17 protein-coding genes are annotated in these 16678 nt (G+C 39.2%); 8 read left to right on the top strand and 9 right to left on the bottom strand.

Annotated features, from left to right (window positions below; translation table 11 throughout):
* Window positions 1-2: 2 nt before the first annotated feature.
* From ACVCDT_RS14145 to pyrC, 7 genes are all read right to left on the bottom strand, one after another.
* Window positions 3-623 carry a LysE/ArgO family amino acid transporter gene (locus tag ACVCDT_RS14145; RefSeq protein WP_447133454.1) on the bottom strand — a complete coding sequence of 207 codons (621 nt, stop codon included), beginning with the start codon at window positions 621-623 and terminating at the stop codon, window positions 3-5.
* Window positions 624-670: 47 nt separating this feature from the next.
* Window positions 671-2512 (bottom strand): ABC transporter ATP-binding protein, encoded by a 1842-nt coding sequence (locus tag ACVCDT_RS14140; RefSeq protein WP_447133438.1) that lies wholly within the window; start codon window positions 2510-2512, stop codon window positions 671-673.
* Window positions 2513-2675: 163 nt separating this feature from the next.
* Window positions 2676-4139, bottom strand: coding sequence for a sensor domain-containing diguanylate cyclase (locus ACVCDT_RS14135; protein ID WP_447133437.1), 1464 nt, complete (start codon window positions 4137-4139; stop codon window positions 2676-2678).
* 82 nt (window positions 4140-4221) lie between these two features.
* Window positions 4222-5601: an ATP-dependent RNA helicase DbpA gene (dbpA, locus tag ACVCDT_RS14130; RefSeq protein WP_447133436.1), complete on the bottom strand. Its 1380-nt coding sequence runs from the start codon at window positions 5599-5601 to the stop codon at window positions 4222-4224.
* Between the two features lie 34 nt (window positions 5602-5635).
* Complete coding sequence (locus ACVCDT_RS14125; RefSeq protein WP_447133435.1) at window positions 5636-6325, bottom strand: crotonase/enoyl-CoA hydratase family protein; 690 nt, start codon at window positions 6323-6325, stop codon at window positions 5636-5638.
* Window positions 6326-6422: 97 nt separating this feature from the next.
* Complete coding sequence (locus ACVCDT_RS14120) at window positions 6423-7184, bottom strand: substrate-binding periplasmic protein (RefSeq protein ID WP_447133434.1); 762 nt, start codon at window positions 7182-7184, stop codon at window positions 6423-6425.
* 75 nt (window positions 7185-7259) lie between these two features.
* Window positions 7260-8300 (bottom strand): dihydroorotase, encoded by a 1041-nt coding sequence (gene pyrC / locus ACVCDT_RS14115; protein ID WP_447133433.1) that lies wholly within the window; start codon window positions 8298-8300, stop codon window positions 7260-7262.
* A gap of 308 nt (window positions 8301-8608) precedes the next feature.
* Here pyrC and ACVCDT_RS14110 point away from each other — a divergent pair, with 308 nt between their 5' ends.
* The 3 genes from ACVCDT_RS14110 to cydB all read left to right on the top strand — a co-directional run bounded on the left by ACVCDT_RS14110 (window position 8609) and on the right by cydB (window position 11603).
* The gene (locus ACVCDT_RS14110) at window positions 8609-9160 is read left to right on the top strand and encodes a GbsR/MarR family transcriptional regulator (protein ID WP_447133432.1); all 552 of its coding nucleotides are present in this window, start codon (window positions 8609-8611) and stop codon (window positions 9158-9160) included.
* A gap of 62 nt (window positions 9161-9222) precedes the next feature.
* Window positions 9223-10608: a cytochrome ubiquinol oxidase subunit I gene (locus tag ACVCDT_RS14105; protein WP_447133431.1), complete on the top strand. Its 1386-nt coding sequence runs from the start codon at window positions 9223-9225 to the stop codon at window positions 10606-10608.
* The gene (gene cydB, locus ACVCDT_RS14100) at window positions 10605-11603 is read left to right on the top strand and encodes a cytochrome d ubiquinol oxidase subunit II (protein ID WP_447133430.1); all 999 of its coding nucleotides are present in this window, start codon (window positions 10605-10607) and stop codon (window positions 11601-11603) included. Before ACVCDT_RS14105 ends, cydB begins: the two co-directional genes overlap by 4 nt.
* A gap of 58 nt (window positions 11604-11661) precedes the next feature.
* Here the strand turns inward: cydB and ACVCDT_RS14095 are convergent, their stop codons facing one another.
* Window positions 11662-11997, bottom strand: a complete 336-nt coding sequence (locus ACVCDT_RS14095) for a zinc ribbon domain-containing protein YjdM (protein ID WP_447133429.1) — start codon at window positions 11995-11997, stop codon at window positions 11662-11664.
* A 240-nt stretch (window positions 11998-12237) separates the two neighbouring features.
* On the opposite strand from ACVCDT_RS14095, the gene ACVCDT_RS14090 reads away from it, so the two are divergent.
* Together ACVCDT_RS14090 and ACVCDT_RS14085 are read left to right on the top strand one after the other, a co-directional pair.
* On the top strand, window positions 12238-12774 hold the full coding sequence (locus ACVCDT_RS14090; protein ID WP_447133428.1) for a hypothetical protein: 537 nt from the start codon (window positions 12238-12240) through the stop codon (window positions 12772-12774).
* Window positions 12775-12779: 5 nt separating this feature from the next.
* Window positions 12780-13535: a phytanoyl-CoA dioxygenase family protein gene (locus ACVCDT_RS14085; protein WP_447133427.1), complete on the top strand. Its 756-nt coding sequence runs from the start codon at window positions 12780-12782 to the stop codon at window positions 13533-13535.
* A gap of 21 nt (window positions 13536-13556) precedes the next feature.
* Here ACVCDT_RS14085 and ACVCDT_RS14080 read toward each other — a convergent pair whose 3' ends face one another.
* On the bottom strand, window positions 13557-13994 hold the full coding sequence (locus tag ACVCDT_RS14080; protein ID WP_447133426.1) for a DUF3010 family protein: 438 nt from the start codon (window positions 13992-13994) through the stop codon (window positions 13557-13559).
* Window positions 13995-14148: 154 nt separating this feature from the next.
* Here ACVCDT_RS14080 and ACVCDT_RS14075 point away from each other — a divergent pair, with 154 nt between their 5' ends.
* The 3 genes from ACVCDT_RS14075 to ACVCDT_RS14065 all read left to right on the top strand — a co-directional run bounded on the left by ACVCDT_RS14075 (window position 14149) and on the right by ACVCDT_RS14065 (window position 16667).
* Window positions 14149-14343 carry a zinc ribbon domain-containing protein gene (locus tag ACVCDT_RS14075; RefSeq protein ID WP_447133425.1) on the top strand — a complete coding sequence of 65 codons (195 nt, stop codon included), beginning with the start codon at window positions 14149-14151 and terminating at the stop codon, window positions 14341-14343.
* A 181-nt stretch (window positions 14344-14524) separates the two neighbouring features.
* Window positions 14525-15400: a hypothetical protein gene (locus ACVCDT_RS14070; RefSeq protein ID WP_447133424.1), complete on the top strand. Its 876-nt coding sequence runs from the start codon at window positions 14525-14527 to the stop codon at window positions 15398-15400.
* Window positions 15401-15587: 187 nt separating this feature from the next.
* A complete protein-coding gene (locus ACVCDT_RS14065) occupies window positions 15588-16667 on the top strand; it encodes a sensor histidine kinase (RefSeq protein WP_447133423.1) in 1080 nt (359 codons plus the stop codon).
* Window positions 16668-16678: the final 11 nt, after the last annotated feature.

Here is a 16678-nt window from a genome sequence, read left to right as displayed (position 1 = left end):
ACTTAGACGTTTTGATATACAAAGAGCGCTAATCCTGTGCCTATCCAACACATAATGATGCCAATAACAGTGTCTAAAATTACCCAAGTTTTGTTACTGGCAAACAATGGAATAAGTTTTTTAGAAGCATAACCTAAACCAAAAAACCAAATAAAAGACGCTAAAATAGAGCCAGCTAAAAACCACTGCTTTTGCTCAGGGCCTAAAGTCCCACCAATGCCACCAATAATAACTAAAGTATCAAGATAAACATGGGGGTTAAGCAGAGTAATAGCTAAAGTAGTCATAACTAACTTCATGACTGACTGCTGGTTGTTTTGTGCATTTTGTTGAATATCTAAATGGCTATTACCTTGGTAGGCTCGAACAAATGAATTTAAACCATACCAATATAGAAAAATTGCACCTGTTGAGGCCAAAATATTTAACAACAAAGGCGTGGCTTGCAAAACCGTGCCCACCCCTAAAATGCCTAAGCTAATTAATACCGAATCACATAAAAAACACACGGCACAAGCATAATAAACTTTCTGACCTAATAAGCCCTGACGCAATAAATAGGCATTTTGGGCACCAATAGCCACGATCAAACCACCAGAAATTAGTATGCCTTGAATAAACATACTAATCACAATGTATACTCCCTAGCGGTAAGCTGTTTTCCTGAGCCTTATTCAAGTCCAATAAATCCACCAGTTTGGTGCTCCCACAACTTGGCATATATGCCATTCTTTTTGATTAATTCAGCGTGTGTACCAGACTCCACTACTTGGCCTTTATCTAACACTAGCAATCTGTCCATTTGCGCGATAGTTGACAGCCTGTGGGCGATGGCTAAAACCGTTTTGTTTTGCATAATGCGGTTAAGGCACTGCTGAATGGCCGCTTCAACTTCTGAATCTAATGCAGAGGTGGCTTCGTCGAGAATTAATATAGGCGCGTCTTTTAACATGACTCGTGCAATCGCAATACGTTGCCTTTGACCACCAGACAGTTTAACCCCTCTTTCTCCTACATGAGCGTCATAGCCTGTACGCCCCTGCAAGTCAGACAAGCTTTGGATAAACTCATGAGACTCGGCCTGTTTTGCGGCTTTTAACATATCAGCTTCACTGGCATCGAGTCGACCATACAAAATATTGTCGCGCACCGAGCGATGTAACAATGAGGTATCTTGGGTCACCATACTAATATTGGCTCTTAAACTTTCTTGTTGAACCTGACTAATATCTTGTCCATCTATGCTAATAGTCCCGCTTTGCACATCATAAAAACGTAATAGCAGGTTAACTAAAGTGGACTTGCCTGCACCAGAACGCCCAACTAACCCCACTTTTTCACCTGGCTTAATTTTAATCTCTAGGTTGTTGAACACTTGTATAGGTAAATTGTCGGCGCCCGAGTAGCCAAAGTTCACTTGCTTAAATTCAATTGCCCCGCCTTTAACAGCAAGTGGTTTAGCGTTAGCAGAATCTTGCACAGCAACAGGTACAGACAAACTGTTGATGCCATCTTGTACTGTGCCAATGTTTTCAAATAACGAAGAGACTTCCCACATCACCCACTGTGACATGCCGTTTAAGCGCAAACATAAACTAACAGTAATGGCGATTTCCCCAGGAGTCACCAATTGCTGCATCCATAAATAAATAGCTAAAGCGGTAATAGAAAAAACTAACAAGGCATTGCTAAACCACACACAGCCGTATAACACTGTTACTAAGCGCATTTGTGGGTACACACTTTTAAGAAAAGCTAACATACCTTCTTTGGCATAGTCTGCTTCTCGATTGCTATGCGCAAAGAGTTTAACAGTAGTAATATTGGTATAACTATCAACTATACGACCTGTCATCATAGAGCGCGCATCAGCTTGACGTTGAGACACTCGTTTTAATTTAGGAATTAAAAGACGCAAAATTACCAAATACACTAAAAACCACACTATCAAAGGTGCAGTTAAGCGCCAGTCTGCGCTAAACACTAAAAACACAATACTGATAAAGTACACACTCACATAGACCAGTATGTCTAAGGTTTTCATCACAGTTTCGCGCACCGATAAAGCGGTTTGCATCACTTTAGTGGCAACTCTTCCTGCAAACTCGTTTTGAAAAAAGCCAAGACTTTGCCCCATCATATATCGATGCGCTTGCCAGCGAATTTGCATAGGATAATTGCCCATTAATCCTTGATGCGACAACATTGACTGGGTAATGACTAAAATCGGAAGCACCACTAGCACCAATACTCCCATCCAAATTAACTGGCTTTTTTCTTGCTCTAAAAAAGTCTCTCTATCGCTAGCGGCCAGCCAATCCACCAGCCTGCCTAAAAATCCAAATAACGATACTTCTAAGGCCGCAATAGTGGCGGCTAATATAGACACACAAAATATCACTGGCCACATGCCCTGAGTGTAATAACGACAAAAGGCCAATAAACTCTTTGGTGGTTGAGTAGGATGATTAAGTGGAAACGGGTTAGTTAGCCGTTCGAAAAATGCAAACATGAAGAATATAAACCTTGAACAAATAGCGCTAACAGTCACAGACTGTCAGAATAATTAAGTCAGAAATAGGCGCATAGGATAGCAAGGTTCTGAGTTTATCTGTGCTACTTTTTATCACCTTTAAGTCAGTGAGTTAAAGAATAAACTAATAAGCAACTAATGCTTAAGGCGCAGCAGGAGGCTGTAATAACTTATCTAGCTCTACATCTTTGGTGGTATTAACTGCATTTCGGCCTTTCGCCTTAGAAAAATACAAGGCGGTATCGGCTTGCTCAATCAGTTTTTCTAAATTTTTGGGTTGTTTTTCAAATGCCACACCAAAGCTTGCAGTGATATATAAGGTTTTATCTCCCGCTTGAAAAGCATGCAATGCTATGACCTTGCGTGCTCGGTCGGCCACATCAAAGGCAGTATTTAACTTAGTGTCGGGTAACAACATTAAAAACTCTTCACCTCCCCAGCGGCCTATTACATCTGCCGAGCGCAGCAGTGATTTAAGCAATTCGGCAAATGCCACCAATATTTGATCCCCTACTACATGACCATAAGTATCATTAATCTTTTTAAAGTGATCGATATCTACCATAACCGCGCACAGCGGCTTTTCTTCACTAATAATTTGTTGAAAACGCCAATCTAGATGAGCTCGATTGGGCAACTTTGTTAGAGGATCATTTTGATGCTTGTTGGCAAATTCATTTTGTAAATATGCCAATAAAAAGTAGCCAATAACCAATCCTAATAACAACAACACTACTATATAAAGGGTTAGCTCAATAAAGGCCAAGAGCGAGTTATTTTGCCTAGCATTTAAAGAGTTAACCAAATACAACTGCCAATTTAACGCTTTTAAATCAGCTCTTGCGATCAGTAAATCTTCGCCATCAAGTTTAACCAACAAATTGTCAGCGAGAGGCGCTTTAGACTGTTGTGTATCTGTTAATACTTTAAACCAAGGCAAATCTTGTAATTTTTTAATGCTTTTTCCATCTGCCACTAAAGTCGCATCAGAAGACAGCACTATGTCATCATTTTGATTAACAAATACAAAGTCATAATTTAAGCGACTTTTAATTTTTTCAAAAGACTGCATAAAACTCTGTAAGGTTCTACCTACCCCAATAAAACCGACGAACTCTTGTTTTTTATTAAAAATTTTAATGTCGAAATAGATGTGAATATTTTCTTTATTGCCAATAGCAGCAAAGACATTCTGGTCCATTTCTTTTGCTCGAAAATACCATTCTACTTTTTCCGGCTCGAGGGGGAAAATTGTGCCGTCTGAATTGTATTGTTTAAGGGTCTTTTCACTTGCAGCAAAAAATACCATGTCAAACTCACTGGCCAAGTCTTGCAACTTTAAAACCAGCGCTTTTTCGTCGGGCACACCTAAATCTAAAATTAGTTTTAATGGAGATGCCCGAGCGACAGTTTCTGCTATAAAAAGCGGTTTTAAGACTTCTTCAATAATAATGTCAAAGGCGGGAGTGAGACTTTGGCGTTCTAATAAACTTTGATTTTCGACAGATTTTGATAGAGATACAACTGCACTCAAGGCCACAGAAAACAAAAAAACCAATAAAATAAAAAAGCTCTTTGAATGGGAAAACCTTTTCCAAAAATGCATGCTCACTCTCTAGATCGCAAAGGTGAACCTTATTATATATTGATTATTAAACAACCACCATTTAGATAGACATTTACTTGTTTTAATTTAACTTTCTGGCTTTAAACTTTCGGCCTTTAAGTTTTCCTTCGTTAAATTGTTTAAGGGCCCGTTTCACACTGCGGGTTTTCACTGCCACATATGTATGGGTGGCTGTTAGGTTAATTTTTCCTATATCGTCAAAGGCAATATCTGCATCTTTAGTTAAGGCGCCTATAATATCGCCTGGACGAATTTTACTTTTTTTACCGCCATCGATGCAGATAGTGGCGTATTCAGGTTGAATTAATCGATTGGCATGAAAACGTATAGATTGAATGCCAGTCCATTTAATTTTACTTTGTTGATAGTCTTCAATGGCATTAGCTCTATGCATTTCTTTAGGGGTACATAGCGTTAAAGCCAAGCCTTTCGCATCTGCTCTGCCGGTGCGCCCTATGCGGTGAATATGCACTTCTGGATCTGGGGTGATTTGATGGCTGATAACAGCATTCACTTCTTTAATGTCTAATCCGCGAGACGCGACATCTGTCGCTATTAATACTGACACACTTCTATTGGCAAAACGGATCAGCACTTGAGTTCTATCTCGTTGTTCAAGATCACCATGCAAAGCTAATGCAGACACCCCTAAAGACTTTAATTCATCGTACACTTGTTGGCAGGCAACTTTGGTATTGCAAAAGATAATGGCTGACTCGGGCTGATAATGACTCAGTAAGGCGGCCGTTGCTTTTACTCTATGAGCTTCTTCTACTTCAAAAAATATTTGTTCAATTTTATCTGTGTCATGAGTGGCTTCGACACTCACTTCAACGGGATCTTTTTGCACATCACGACTAATTTGCGCAATAGTCTCTGGGTAAGTGGCAGAAAAAAGTAAGGTTTGACGTTCAAGCGGCACGGCATCTATCACTTTTGCCATCTCGACTTCAAAGCCCATATCTAACATACGATCGGCTTCATCTAACACTAAGGTATTCACTTCACTTAAATCTAAACGCTGGCGAAACAAGTGATCCATGATACGCCCTGGGGTGCCAACCACTATATGCGCACCATGTTCTAAAGAGCCAATTTGTGGCCCCATAGGCGTACCACCACATAAAGTTAGAACTTTAATATTGTGCACACCACGACCTAACCTACGAATTTCTTCTGCTACCTGTTCGGCCAGCTCTCGAGTAGGACACATGACTAAGGCTTGCACTCTAAAGCGCTTAACATTGAGATTATGCAATAACCCCAAACCAAAGGCAGCGGTTTTACCGCTACCGGTTTTGGCTTTAGCCACTACGTCTTTTCCAGCAATAATGGCTGGCAAGCTCTTGGCTTGGATATCTGTCATTTCCTGAAAACCCATGGTTTCCAAGTTGTCTAGCAGGGCATAGTTTAAGCCCAGTGATGCAAAATCTTTATTCAAAATTGTCTCTTTAGTAATTTAATGTGACCTATAGCTACAAACTGCTATGTCGGTCTTTTTGTATACATTCATCTAAGGTACTTAAAAGCGCGGCTCTGGCTTTCAGTTTGGTTTGATGATGTGCTCTCATATCTAATTTGGTCATAGCTAAGGCTATGGCCTCTACTGTTGGGATGAACGCATCCTGACTAACCACTTTATCTAAAAAGCCAGCAGTCACTGCTTCCTCGGGATTTACCATTTCGGCTAAAATGACCGAACGGTTAAAAAATACTGGGGCTAATCTACCTCGGGCTAATTCTACCCCACCATGATGCATACTCATACCAATAGCGACTTCATTTAAACCAATTTTAAAATCTCCAGCAACGCCCACTCGGTAATCACCCGCTAATAACAAAAAGGCGCCTTTGGCTACAGCATGACCACTGCAAGCAATAAGAATTGGAAAAGGAAACGCTAACATACGTCTGGTTAGGGTTGTGCCTTTTTCTACTAAAGCCATAGCAGACTGCATACTTTCGCGCATCACTTTTAAGTCATACCCCCCTGAAAACATGCCCGCTTTCCCGGTTAATACTACTACTGCCCCGGCTTCTTCAGCTTGATCAAGGGCGTGGTTTAAGTCGTCTATTACCTGATGAGAAATCGCATTGGCTTTACCATTTTGTATGGTAAGGGTGGCAATGTTATTTTGGATAATACAACTCACTAAATCACTCATAAACTGTCTCTTTTTATCACTGTTGAGAAGAGGCTAATTTTACATATTTGCCATGAACTACAAGTCATTAATATGTATAGAAAAGTATTATGTCAGGTTAGTCTACTAAGATTTCCGGTAAAGTTTCAGCGGAAATAAACGCACTTAGTATTTTTGCTAACTCCCCGGAGTGCTTTAATTTAGCCAATGCCTGATTAACTTTTAGCAATACATTTTTATTGTGATGTTTAACAAAAAACGTCATAGCTGTGACTTCGAGCGGTAAAGGCGAACGCCATATTTTGCCAGAAAAACCTAAATTTTGTTCCATCCAATTTTTACGTAACTCATTCATAAAAACTAAATCGCAGCGCTTTTTTTCTATGAGTGTAAGCAGTGGGACTTGATTAGACACTTTTATTGGCTTAGCAATATGGCGATCAAAGTATTGGTTTAAAATGGGGTATTGATAGTCTTGCCTAACACAAATGGTTTTACCTGTTAGCCAGGCAATAGGATCACCACTAGTATTAAAAGCCGTTAAGCTATACAAATAATCTCGGTGATTAAAAGCGGCGTTTGAAAACGCCATCTTAGCACTATTTACTATCCACTCTTTAGGTAAAAAGCCTAGATCTGCCTGCCCCGATAAAATCACTTGCTCTAAACCTTTACGCGGGGTTGGCACGTATTCTATGCGGACATTCAGTTCTCGGCTAAGGGCTTGAGCTAACTCAGGTAAAATGCCTTGAAACTGGTTATTTTTGTCTGTAAATAAAAAAGGCGGCTCTTCATTGTAAATTACCGCCAGCCTTAAAGTTTTATTACTTATCTGTTGTTGAGCATAAGGCGATGCCGTACTTGTTAAGACTAAGCACATTAAAAACACTCTAATTATTTGTATTAAACCACTAACTCGCAATCTCACTCATCGCCTAAAATTTAACCAACTTATCTAAACTAATTTCCAATTAACTTTTTGTCCAGCAAAAAATGGCACTATGTCGTCGCCGTTTGCCAAAGTGATTGACTCAGGTACTGTCCAAGCTTGTTTAACTAAGCTGACTTGAGTGGTATTTCTGGGTAAGCCATAAAAATCGGCCCCATAAAAACTTGCAAAGCCTTCTAATTTATCTAAACAGCCTAATTCATCAAAGACCTGAGTATAAAGCTCTAACGCACTCCAGGCACTGTAACAACCCGCACATCCACAAGCACTTTCTTTGGCATGCTTTGCATGGGGCGCAGAGTCTGTTCCTAAAAAGAATTTTTTAGAGCCACTGGCTACCGCTTGACGTAAAGCTTCTTGATGGGTGCTACGTTTTAACACTGGCAAACAATAGTTATGCGGTTTGACTCCGCCAACCAATAAATCATTTCGATTTAACAATAAATGTTGTGGGGTAATGGTTGCAGCGAGTCGTTCTGAGCCAGACTTTACAAAGTCCACCGCATCGCTAGTGGTAATGTGTTCAAATACCACTTTTAACTCAGAAAACTCTGCCACAATTTTTTGCATATATTGATCAATAAATACCTTTTCGCGATCAAAAATATCAATATGGTTTTCTGTTACCTCTCCATGGATCAAAAGTAACATGCCTTGTTTTTGCATTTCTGCGAAAACAGGATAAAGCGCTTCAATGCCACTGACCGCTTCAGCTGAGTTTGTGGTGGCGCCTGCAGGGTATAATTTAGCCGCCACTACGCCAGCTTGTTTGGCATCAATAATATCTTGGCAGGTAGTTTGATTGGTCAGATACACAGTCATTAATGGCTCAAAATCACTATTTAATGGGCGAGCCGACAAAATACGTTGACGATAATCACTGGCCAGCTTTGCATTGGTGATAGGCGGGACTAAATTTGGCATCACTATGGCGCGCGCAAAACATCGAGCAGTTGCGGGAACAGTTTCTTGCAACATCTCGCCATCTCTAAAATGTAAATGCCAATCATCTGGAGTGCTTAGGGTAATTTTTGTAGTTTCTGGCATCTTAATATCTTCATTTTTAACGGGTTGGGCGGGTAGTCTATTATGCCTTAATTTAGGCATAAACAGCAAAATACTCTATTCAAGCACTATTTAAAATTTTAGATTTAGCATAAAAATGTCCCAACAAAAACCCACTCTGTCTCCCCTAAAAATCAATTAATCCTGTGCCTGATTAGCAACATATGATTTACAGCAAATTGGCGCAGAATAATCTTGCATGCAATTTGAATAAGGCAGTCCTTGACTTTACCACCCCAACCTTCTAAAGTTTCAGTAATTACTGAAACTTTAGAAGGTTGTTAAATATCATGCAAATGACTCCAATGATCGAAACCTTTGTGATGCACTTTGGTGAAATGGGAAGCCGCTGGGGGTTTAATAGAACTGTGGGGCAAATGTATGCCTTGCTGGTGATCACTAAAGATCCAATTAGCGCCAATGAAATTGCTGAGGCTCTGAGTATTTCACGTGGCAATGTCAGCATGGGGTTAAAGGAATTGCAATCATGGCGATTAATCCAAGTCCATCATAAGCCTGGTGATAGAAAAGACTATTTTCAAACCAACGGTAGTATTTGGGATATGGCAAATCGAGTGTTTGAAGAAAGACGTAAAAGGGAAATGGACCCTACTTTATCTTTGTTAAGAGATATTTTACTAGATACCCCAGCCAACGAGGCAGAACAACACGCTCAACAGAAACTACAAGAAATGCATGATTTGTTAGAGGGCATTACAAAATGGTCAAGCGAATTACAGCGTTTAAGCCCTGAAAAACTCGATACCTTAATGAAACTAGGCTCAGGCGTTGGCAAGGTATTAGATATGAAAGATAAGCTGTTAAATAAATCGACTAATTAGGTAGTACAACTCGAATTTTAACTTTGTTTTCACTTAAGCATTTACCTTAAAAGAGGTTTTTTATGGATGACGTATTTTTGTTATCCCGTATGCAATTTGCGGCCAACATCAGCTTTCATATTTTATTCCCCAGTATCACTATCGCGCTAGGTTGGTTTTTATTCTATTTCAAATTACGTTTTAACCTCAGCGGTCACCCAGTTTGGATGCGCATTTATCGTTTTTGGGTCAAAGTGTTTGCCCTAACTTTTGCGCTAGGAGTGGTCAGTGGCATTACCATGTCATTTCAATTTGGCACCAACTGGCCGGGTTTTATGGACACAGTAGGTAATATTGCAGGCCCATTATTAGGTTACGAAGTACTGACCGCATTCTTTTTAGAGGCGACATTTTTAGGCATAATGTTATTTGGCATACACCGCGTACCTGTATGGGTGCATACCCTTGCTACATTATTGGTGGCGGTGGGCACTACCCTCTCAGCGTTTTGGATCAACGCTTTAAATTCATGGATGCAGACCCCCACTGGCTTTGAAATGCAAGGCACAGTGGCACATGCTATTGACTGGTGGCAAGTGATATTTAATCCTTCATTCCCATATCGTTTAACCCACGTACTCATTGCATCTGGTTTAACGGCCGCCTTTCTAATCTCTGGTATCTCTGCTTATCGCATACTTAGAGGAGACAATAAAAAAGCGCCAGCTATTGCCTTAAAAACCGCGATTTTTGTGGCGGCTTGGTTAATCCCATTGCAGATCTTAGTAGGTGATTTACATGGCTTAAATACCTTGCAGCATCAACCACAAAAAGTAGCAGCAATGGAAGGCCTGTGGGAAACCCAAACGAATGTGCCACTGGTATTATTTGCCATTCCAGATGAAGACTCGCGAACCAATAAATATGCTTTAAGTATCCCTAATATCACTAGCCTTATTCTCACGCACAAACTAGATGGTGAAGTACAAGGGTTAAATGATTTTATCGGTGAACATCCGCCTGTGGCTCCGGTTTTCTACGCTTTTAGGCTCATGATTGGCATGGGCATATTGATGTTAGTAGTCTCTTGGTTTACCAGCGTTAAATTGTTGCGTAAAAAAAACCTTAGCCAAGGCAATTTATACCTTTTGGTGGCATGCACTTTTATTGGATGGGTCGCCACTTTATCGGGCTGGTATGTCACAGAAATTGGCAGGCAACCCTATCTTGTTTCTGGGGTATTACGCACCTCGGAAGCGGTTACAGATATTGCCCCTGAAAATGTACTATTTAGCTTTGTTCTCTATCTATCTGTATACGCTTTATTATTAATTGCTTATCTAAAAACCTTGTACTTAATGGCAGCTAACTCAGTTGAGATTGAAGAAATACAACCTCAAGAAAGACAGCAACAAAGATACTTCAACCCAATAGATGAGCAATCCTCAATAGCAGGAGAAAAATCATGATTGCCGAGCATAACTTAGCCATTATCTTTGCAGGGTTAATGGCATTGTCAGTATTAGTTTATGCCATATTGGACGGTTATGACTTAGGCGTAGGGATTCTACTGCCGCTTAATAACGATGAACAAGCTGACCTCATGATTGCCTCTATTGGCCCATTTTGGGACGCTAACGAAACCTGGTTAGTCTTGTCTGTAGGCATAGTGTTAATTGCCTTTCCGAGCGCCCATAACATCATTTTAAAAGCCCTATATATTCCAAGCGCTATTATGCTTGTGGGCCTTATCTTACGAGGCGTGGCCTTTGATTTTAGAGCTAAAGTAGCTCAAGGCAATAAACATAGATGGAATCAAATTTTTAAACTTGGCTCTTGTATAGCTGCTGCCAGCCAAGGCTACATGTTAGGCAGTTTTGTTATGGGATTCGAACAAAGTTTATTAGCTTATATATTTGCTACTCTGAGTGCTCTTGGTGTGACCTGTGCTTATGTATTAATTGGCAGTACCTGGCTGATTTTAAAAACAACGGATGAGTTACAATTAAAAGCCATAAAATGGGCAAAACTATCAGGAAAAGTAAGTTTTATAGGTATTTTAGCTGTGTGTATTGTGAATCCTCTGATCAATTCATTTGTTTGGGATAAATGGACCACAGCTCCTTTTGCCTACTTTATCGCTATTATTCCTTTAATTAGCTTCACTTTATTGTTTTTAGGAAATCTAGTTCTAAACCGTCTGCCATTAAAGGATGACTCTGGGTGCTGGCTGCCCTTTATTATCGCTATGCTAGTTTATTTATTTTGTTTTTGTGGTTTAGCGTTTAGTTTTTACCCTTATATAGTGCCAGGGCAACTAACTATCTATCAAGCAGCTAGCGCCCCCAAGTCTTTGCACTTTATTTTGTATGGTGCAATTTTTGTTATCCCTTGTATTTTAGCCTACACCATATTTTCCTATCGAGTGTTTTGGGGCAAAGTAGAAAAGCTACGTTATTATTAATTGCACTTAGAAAGGGAATCTTTAATTTAATTGAAAAAAGTTTAGCTAGCTGGGCTAATTAAACTTTTTTCACAAATTGTGATTTGAGTTTCATGGCTCCTATGCCATCAATTTTACAATCTATGTCGTGATCGCCCTCTACCAAACGAATATTTTTTACTTTAGTGCCGACTTTGACTACTGCAGAACTGCCTTTGATTTTTAGATCTTTAATCACTGTGACAGTGTCGCCATCTACTAAACTGTTGCCATTTGCATCTTTAACCACTTTTTGCTGTTCATCTTGCTCAGTAGTATCAGACCATTCATTGGCACACTCTGGACACACGTACATATCACGGTCTTGGTAAGTGTATATAGATTGGCATTTAGGACAGGCTGGTAAATCACTCATAAAAGACCTTTAAATTAATGTTACTTTTCAAACGCGCTATTATCTGTGCTTAGTTTGTTAATTACCAGTCAATTAGACTGTTTGAAAGGCGCTGATTGGATCCAAGGTTATTATATTTCTCTGCCCTTACCGCCAGAGGAATTGGTGAATAAAATTCATGGGCTAAAATTAAAGCCAGTTTGATTATTGCAGGTTAAGCTGGTTAAATTTGAATCATTTCCCCCATTGGATGTAACCACTATGCAAAGGATCCGCGCTTGGTTTTTTAAGGTCACAAATATCCCATTAATTTTGGCTATGTGCGTGATCTATTTATTTTTTCCTTTGTATTTGTTACCTGGAATCATTAACACAGGGGAATTGGGCCCTCTTGATTTGCGGTTTTGGTATAACCACGAAATTCTGTATTCGTTGTTTATTGGGTATGGTGAAACACTCAGATTTAGGTACATAGTAGGCTTGATTTCAGCAGATCTTGCTTACCCAATATTTTATGGCACCTTATTGGCCTTGTTGATTGCTTGGCTCATAAAAAACTTACCGCATTACCAACCCAGCTATGTAATTTTTCTTCCTTTTATGGTGGTGTTTTTTGACTTATTTGAAAACACTTTGCTTATTTATTTACTCTTAGAATACCCAGTAAAACACCTATTTGTAGCAGATCTTGCTGGTTTTGTTACTGCCACAAAGTGGAGTGGTTTTGCGTGTATTAGTGTTTTAATCTTAGCTTTGGTAGGTAAACTCATCAAACGCCACTATACAGCCGCAGATTAAAAACTATGGGAACAAACTATGCTCAAGAATATAACCAGCAGGGCTTTATTAAACTTTGCCAATTTTTCTCCCTCGAATATTTAGCCGAGTTAAGACAAATCATTGAATACTTTCATAAAAACTGGTGTAAACAAAATCAAGACTTTTATCAAGCCGGGGCGATCAATAGCTCAGGATTAACCGCAAAATCCTGCTTAAACACAGAGCAAACCAAACAATTGTTTAAGTTAATAAGCCATGCCGATATTTTGGCTGTAGTGGATCAAATTATTGCTACACCACTTTTTTTAAATACCCAATTATTTTTTGACCCACTAAACAGTCAGCAAAAAAATTATTGGCATAGAGATCCTCAGTACCATTTAACCGAAGAGCAGCAAAAACAAGCACTACTGGGTCCAGAAGTGTTACATGTACGCATTCCACTAACCATAGATCCTGGGATAGAAGTCATCCCTGGTTCTCACAAAAACTGGGATACAGCAGAAGAGTTAGCAGTAAGGCTAGAGAAAAGCGGTCATAAAAATCACCAACCACTGTCCAATGGTTTGCCTATTGCCTTGATACCCGGAGATATATTGTTTTTTTCCGCCAATATGATCCACAGAGGACTATATGGCCATAATAGGTTAGCCTTAGATATTATTTATTGTGAAGATGATGTTCAACTTTATCCCTTTATTGAAGCTGAACATCAACCTGATCCAAAGCTCTTAAATAGTTTACCTAAAGGCTTATTTTTATCCGCAAAGTCTGCTTGATTGGCTTGATCACCTAATCTTTTATAAGTCGTATTTATCTTTCATTAAATACGCAAAAGCCGTGTTAAAGGCCACCTCTTGAAACATTTTTAATCCGGTCTCGGCCATAGGAACATGCACTGGGTTGCGTTTTAACGATTCTTTAATATCAGTTGGGGCTAACACTATCACCTCAACATCAGTCAGCAACTCAAGCGCCGCCTCTAGTTTAAAGCCAACCGCTCCACCAGCAAATTTCCCTTTCATTGGGCGTTGACGGATCACCACTTTATCAATTTTGTAATCTTTAACTAATTGAGCAAAGGTTTTTTGAAAATAACGTAAATCTTTTGCTTCTGCATTTTTAGGCAGAGACAACTTTCGAGTTCGACAATCTGGAATTTGAAATACTTCGTCTGCTAAAGACAACAAACATAGATTGGCATCATTACCACTTAACTCAACACCTATAACACGCATAACTTCTTATCCCGTACAAAATTTTTCTCGATTATAACGCAATTCGTTAAATATTGATTTAACAACTACTGACAAATAATTGTACCACTGTTGCTACTGTACTAACCTTGATAAAAGACAATTTTCTACAAGCAATAAATACTAGTACAGCCTTATGAGTCTAACCGATAGCGCCACTTTTAGTTGCCCATATTGTATGGTGTGTAATGATATTGAAATTGATCAGTTTAATGATATCAATCAACAGCAAATTGTAGATTGCCAAATTTGTTGTTCACCCATAGAAGTTATAGTGACCCGCAACCCTGATGATAGTTTAAGTATTAATGCTCGTACCGACAGTGATTAACCCGCTCTGTTATTGTTGTCTGTTAGCTTGGTTTCTTAGTAAATAGCTTAGTGTTAACCTTAAATTATCTACCTATATAAAACTTATCTTATCTATGTTTAGTTCTATTAAAATAAATCGCAATTGGATTTGGCTATTGTGGTTGGGGCAACTAAGTTGTGCCCTAGCTCAGCAAGTTTCTATGACCAGCGCTAAGGGCGAAAGTCAAAGTGCCTTTAACTATGTGTGGATCGATCATTTAAATAGAGAAGCTGAACTAAGTTTTACCCTGCCCCTAAACAAATTAAATAGTCAGAGTCATAAACGCTTTATTCCCGAAATGGCTCAACAATATGTGTTTATTGAATTACACAAGGCGGCACGCAAAGTAGATCCTAAAGAAGCTAGAGTAGAGATTCAGCGAAGAGGCAAAGACATTTCCATATCAGTTACAAGCCGCTCTGAAGAGCACATTAAAACTTGGCAAAAAATGATGCAAGACAGCCAAGAACAAGCATTAACCCAATATTTGCAGGAACATTATTATAGCCGCTTTTATTCTTATTTAGGTCAACAAGCAATCAAACCCGATCACGTGAGATATATAGTAGAAAATGCTAATGCACTTTTGCCAGTGGCCCAAGCTGTTTACGACCAGCTCCCCAGTAATAGTGAAACCCGAGCCTATATCAATTTATTGTTAAGTTGGGTACAAAGCATCCCCTATAATGAACTAAACAATCGCTTAACTTCCAATGGTGCTGGGTATTTACCACCGCTTTCTGTGATAGCCAATAATCAAGGGGATTGCGACAGTAAATCTGTATTGATGGCCAGTTTAATTCGCGCTTTAGTACCTGAACTACAATTAATCATGATTTATTTGCCCGGCCATGCTTTGTTAGGTGCGGCTTTACCTTTTCGAACTAACGAACAAACATTAACAGTAAACGGTTTAAACTACTTACTTATGGAGCCTACTGGGCCAGCTAAAATTGCCTTAGGCGAAATAGCCTCTAGCAGTTTGGCTAGTATTGAAGGCAATAGGTATAGTGTTGAAATCATCCCTCAAGCCTAAGTCATTCGGCTTAACTCATTGCTTTGTCTATTTAACTATTTAATCTTAAAGATAAATAACTCACGCTGCTAAGCGCGTTTAAAGCATAATTCACATTGATTTTTAAGGGTGAGTGCGACTACATTAGAGATAGTTAATAAGCGATCATAAGTTTAAGTCTCAATTAAGTGTAAATAGGAGTCTGGCAGTGAAAGTATTTGTAATTGAAGACAACTTAGATCATTTGCAGTTAGTAGAGGATGCGCTTTATGCCATTGTCGACACTGATGTGCATATGGATTCAGCCCATACCCTAGCAGACGGTGTTAAAGCGTTAAAAGCACAAGAATACGATGTGTGTTTATGTGATTTAAAGCTACCCGACTCGCCTATTGAGCTAACAGTTGAGTTTTTACGTTCGCACTCGTTAAATTTGCCTATTATCATTTTAACCTCACTAAACAGTGTTGAGTTAGCTAAAAGTCTACTACGCAGTGGTGTGCAAGACTTTATTCCTAAAGAAGAATTATCCCCTAACTTGTTGTTTCGCACCTGCCGATATGCCATCGACCGCTGGAAACACCAATTTATAATGGATGAAAACAACAAAGACATGCAGGCATTTTGTGCGAGTTTGTCACACGATTTTAATGGGCATATTAGCCGCATCATGAGTGTCTCTGAAGCCATAAAAATAAGTTTTGAAAAACGCCTAACTTTTACCGAAGACGATAAACAATGGTTTAGTTATTTAGATAAAAGTACCAATGCCATTATGGCCTTGGTTGGCAATTTACAGCAGTATTTAAATTTAGGTCACAGTGCCCGTGAATTTAAACAAATTTCTTTAGATAAGGTTTTAGAGTACACCAAATTATCGATAAAAATGGCATCAGAAAAAGCTTTTACTTTTGACTACCCTGAGCAATTACCTAAAATAATGGGCAATGCAGAGCTGATGCAATTAATGTTTCAAAACCTCATTAGCAATAGCATAAAATTCAACGAAAACTCGCCACACATCAGCCTAACCTGCCAAACCGAAGATAACCTTGTCATCCTTACTCTCACCGACAATGGTATAGGTTTTGATCCCACTCAGGCTGAAAAAGTGTTCTCACCTTTTTATCGATTAGCTAATGGTAAAAAGTTTGGAGGCAGTGGTTTAGGGTTAAGCATAGTTAAACGGGTGGTTGAACATCACAGGGGCAATATATCTGTCACCTCTGAAGAAGGAAAAGGCACCAGTTTTACCCTTAAATTTCCTATCACTCAACCTTCCCAGTAAATATGGAATGG

The sequence above is a fragment of the Paraglaciecola aestuariivivens genome (assembly GCF_052983255.1).
The sequence above is the reverse complement of the archived record's forward strand: the minus strand, read 5'-3'. Positions and strand labels throughout refer to the sequence as shown.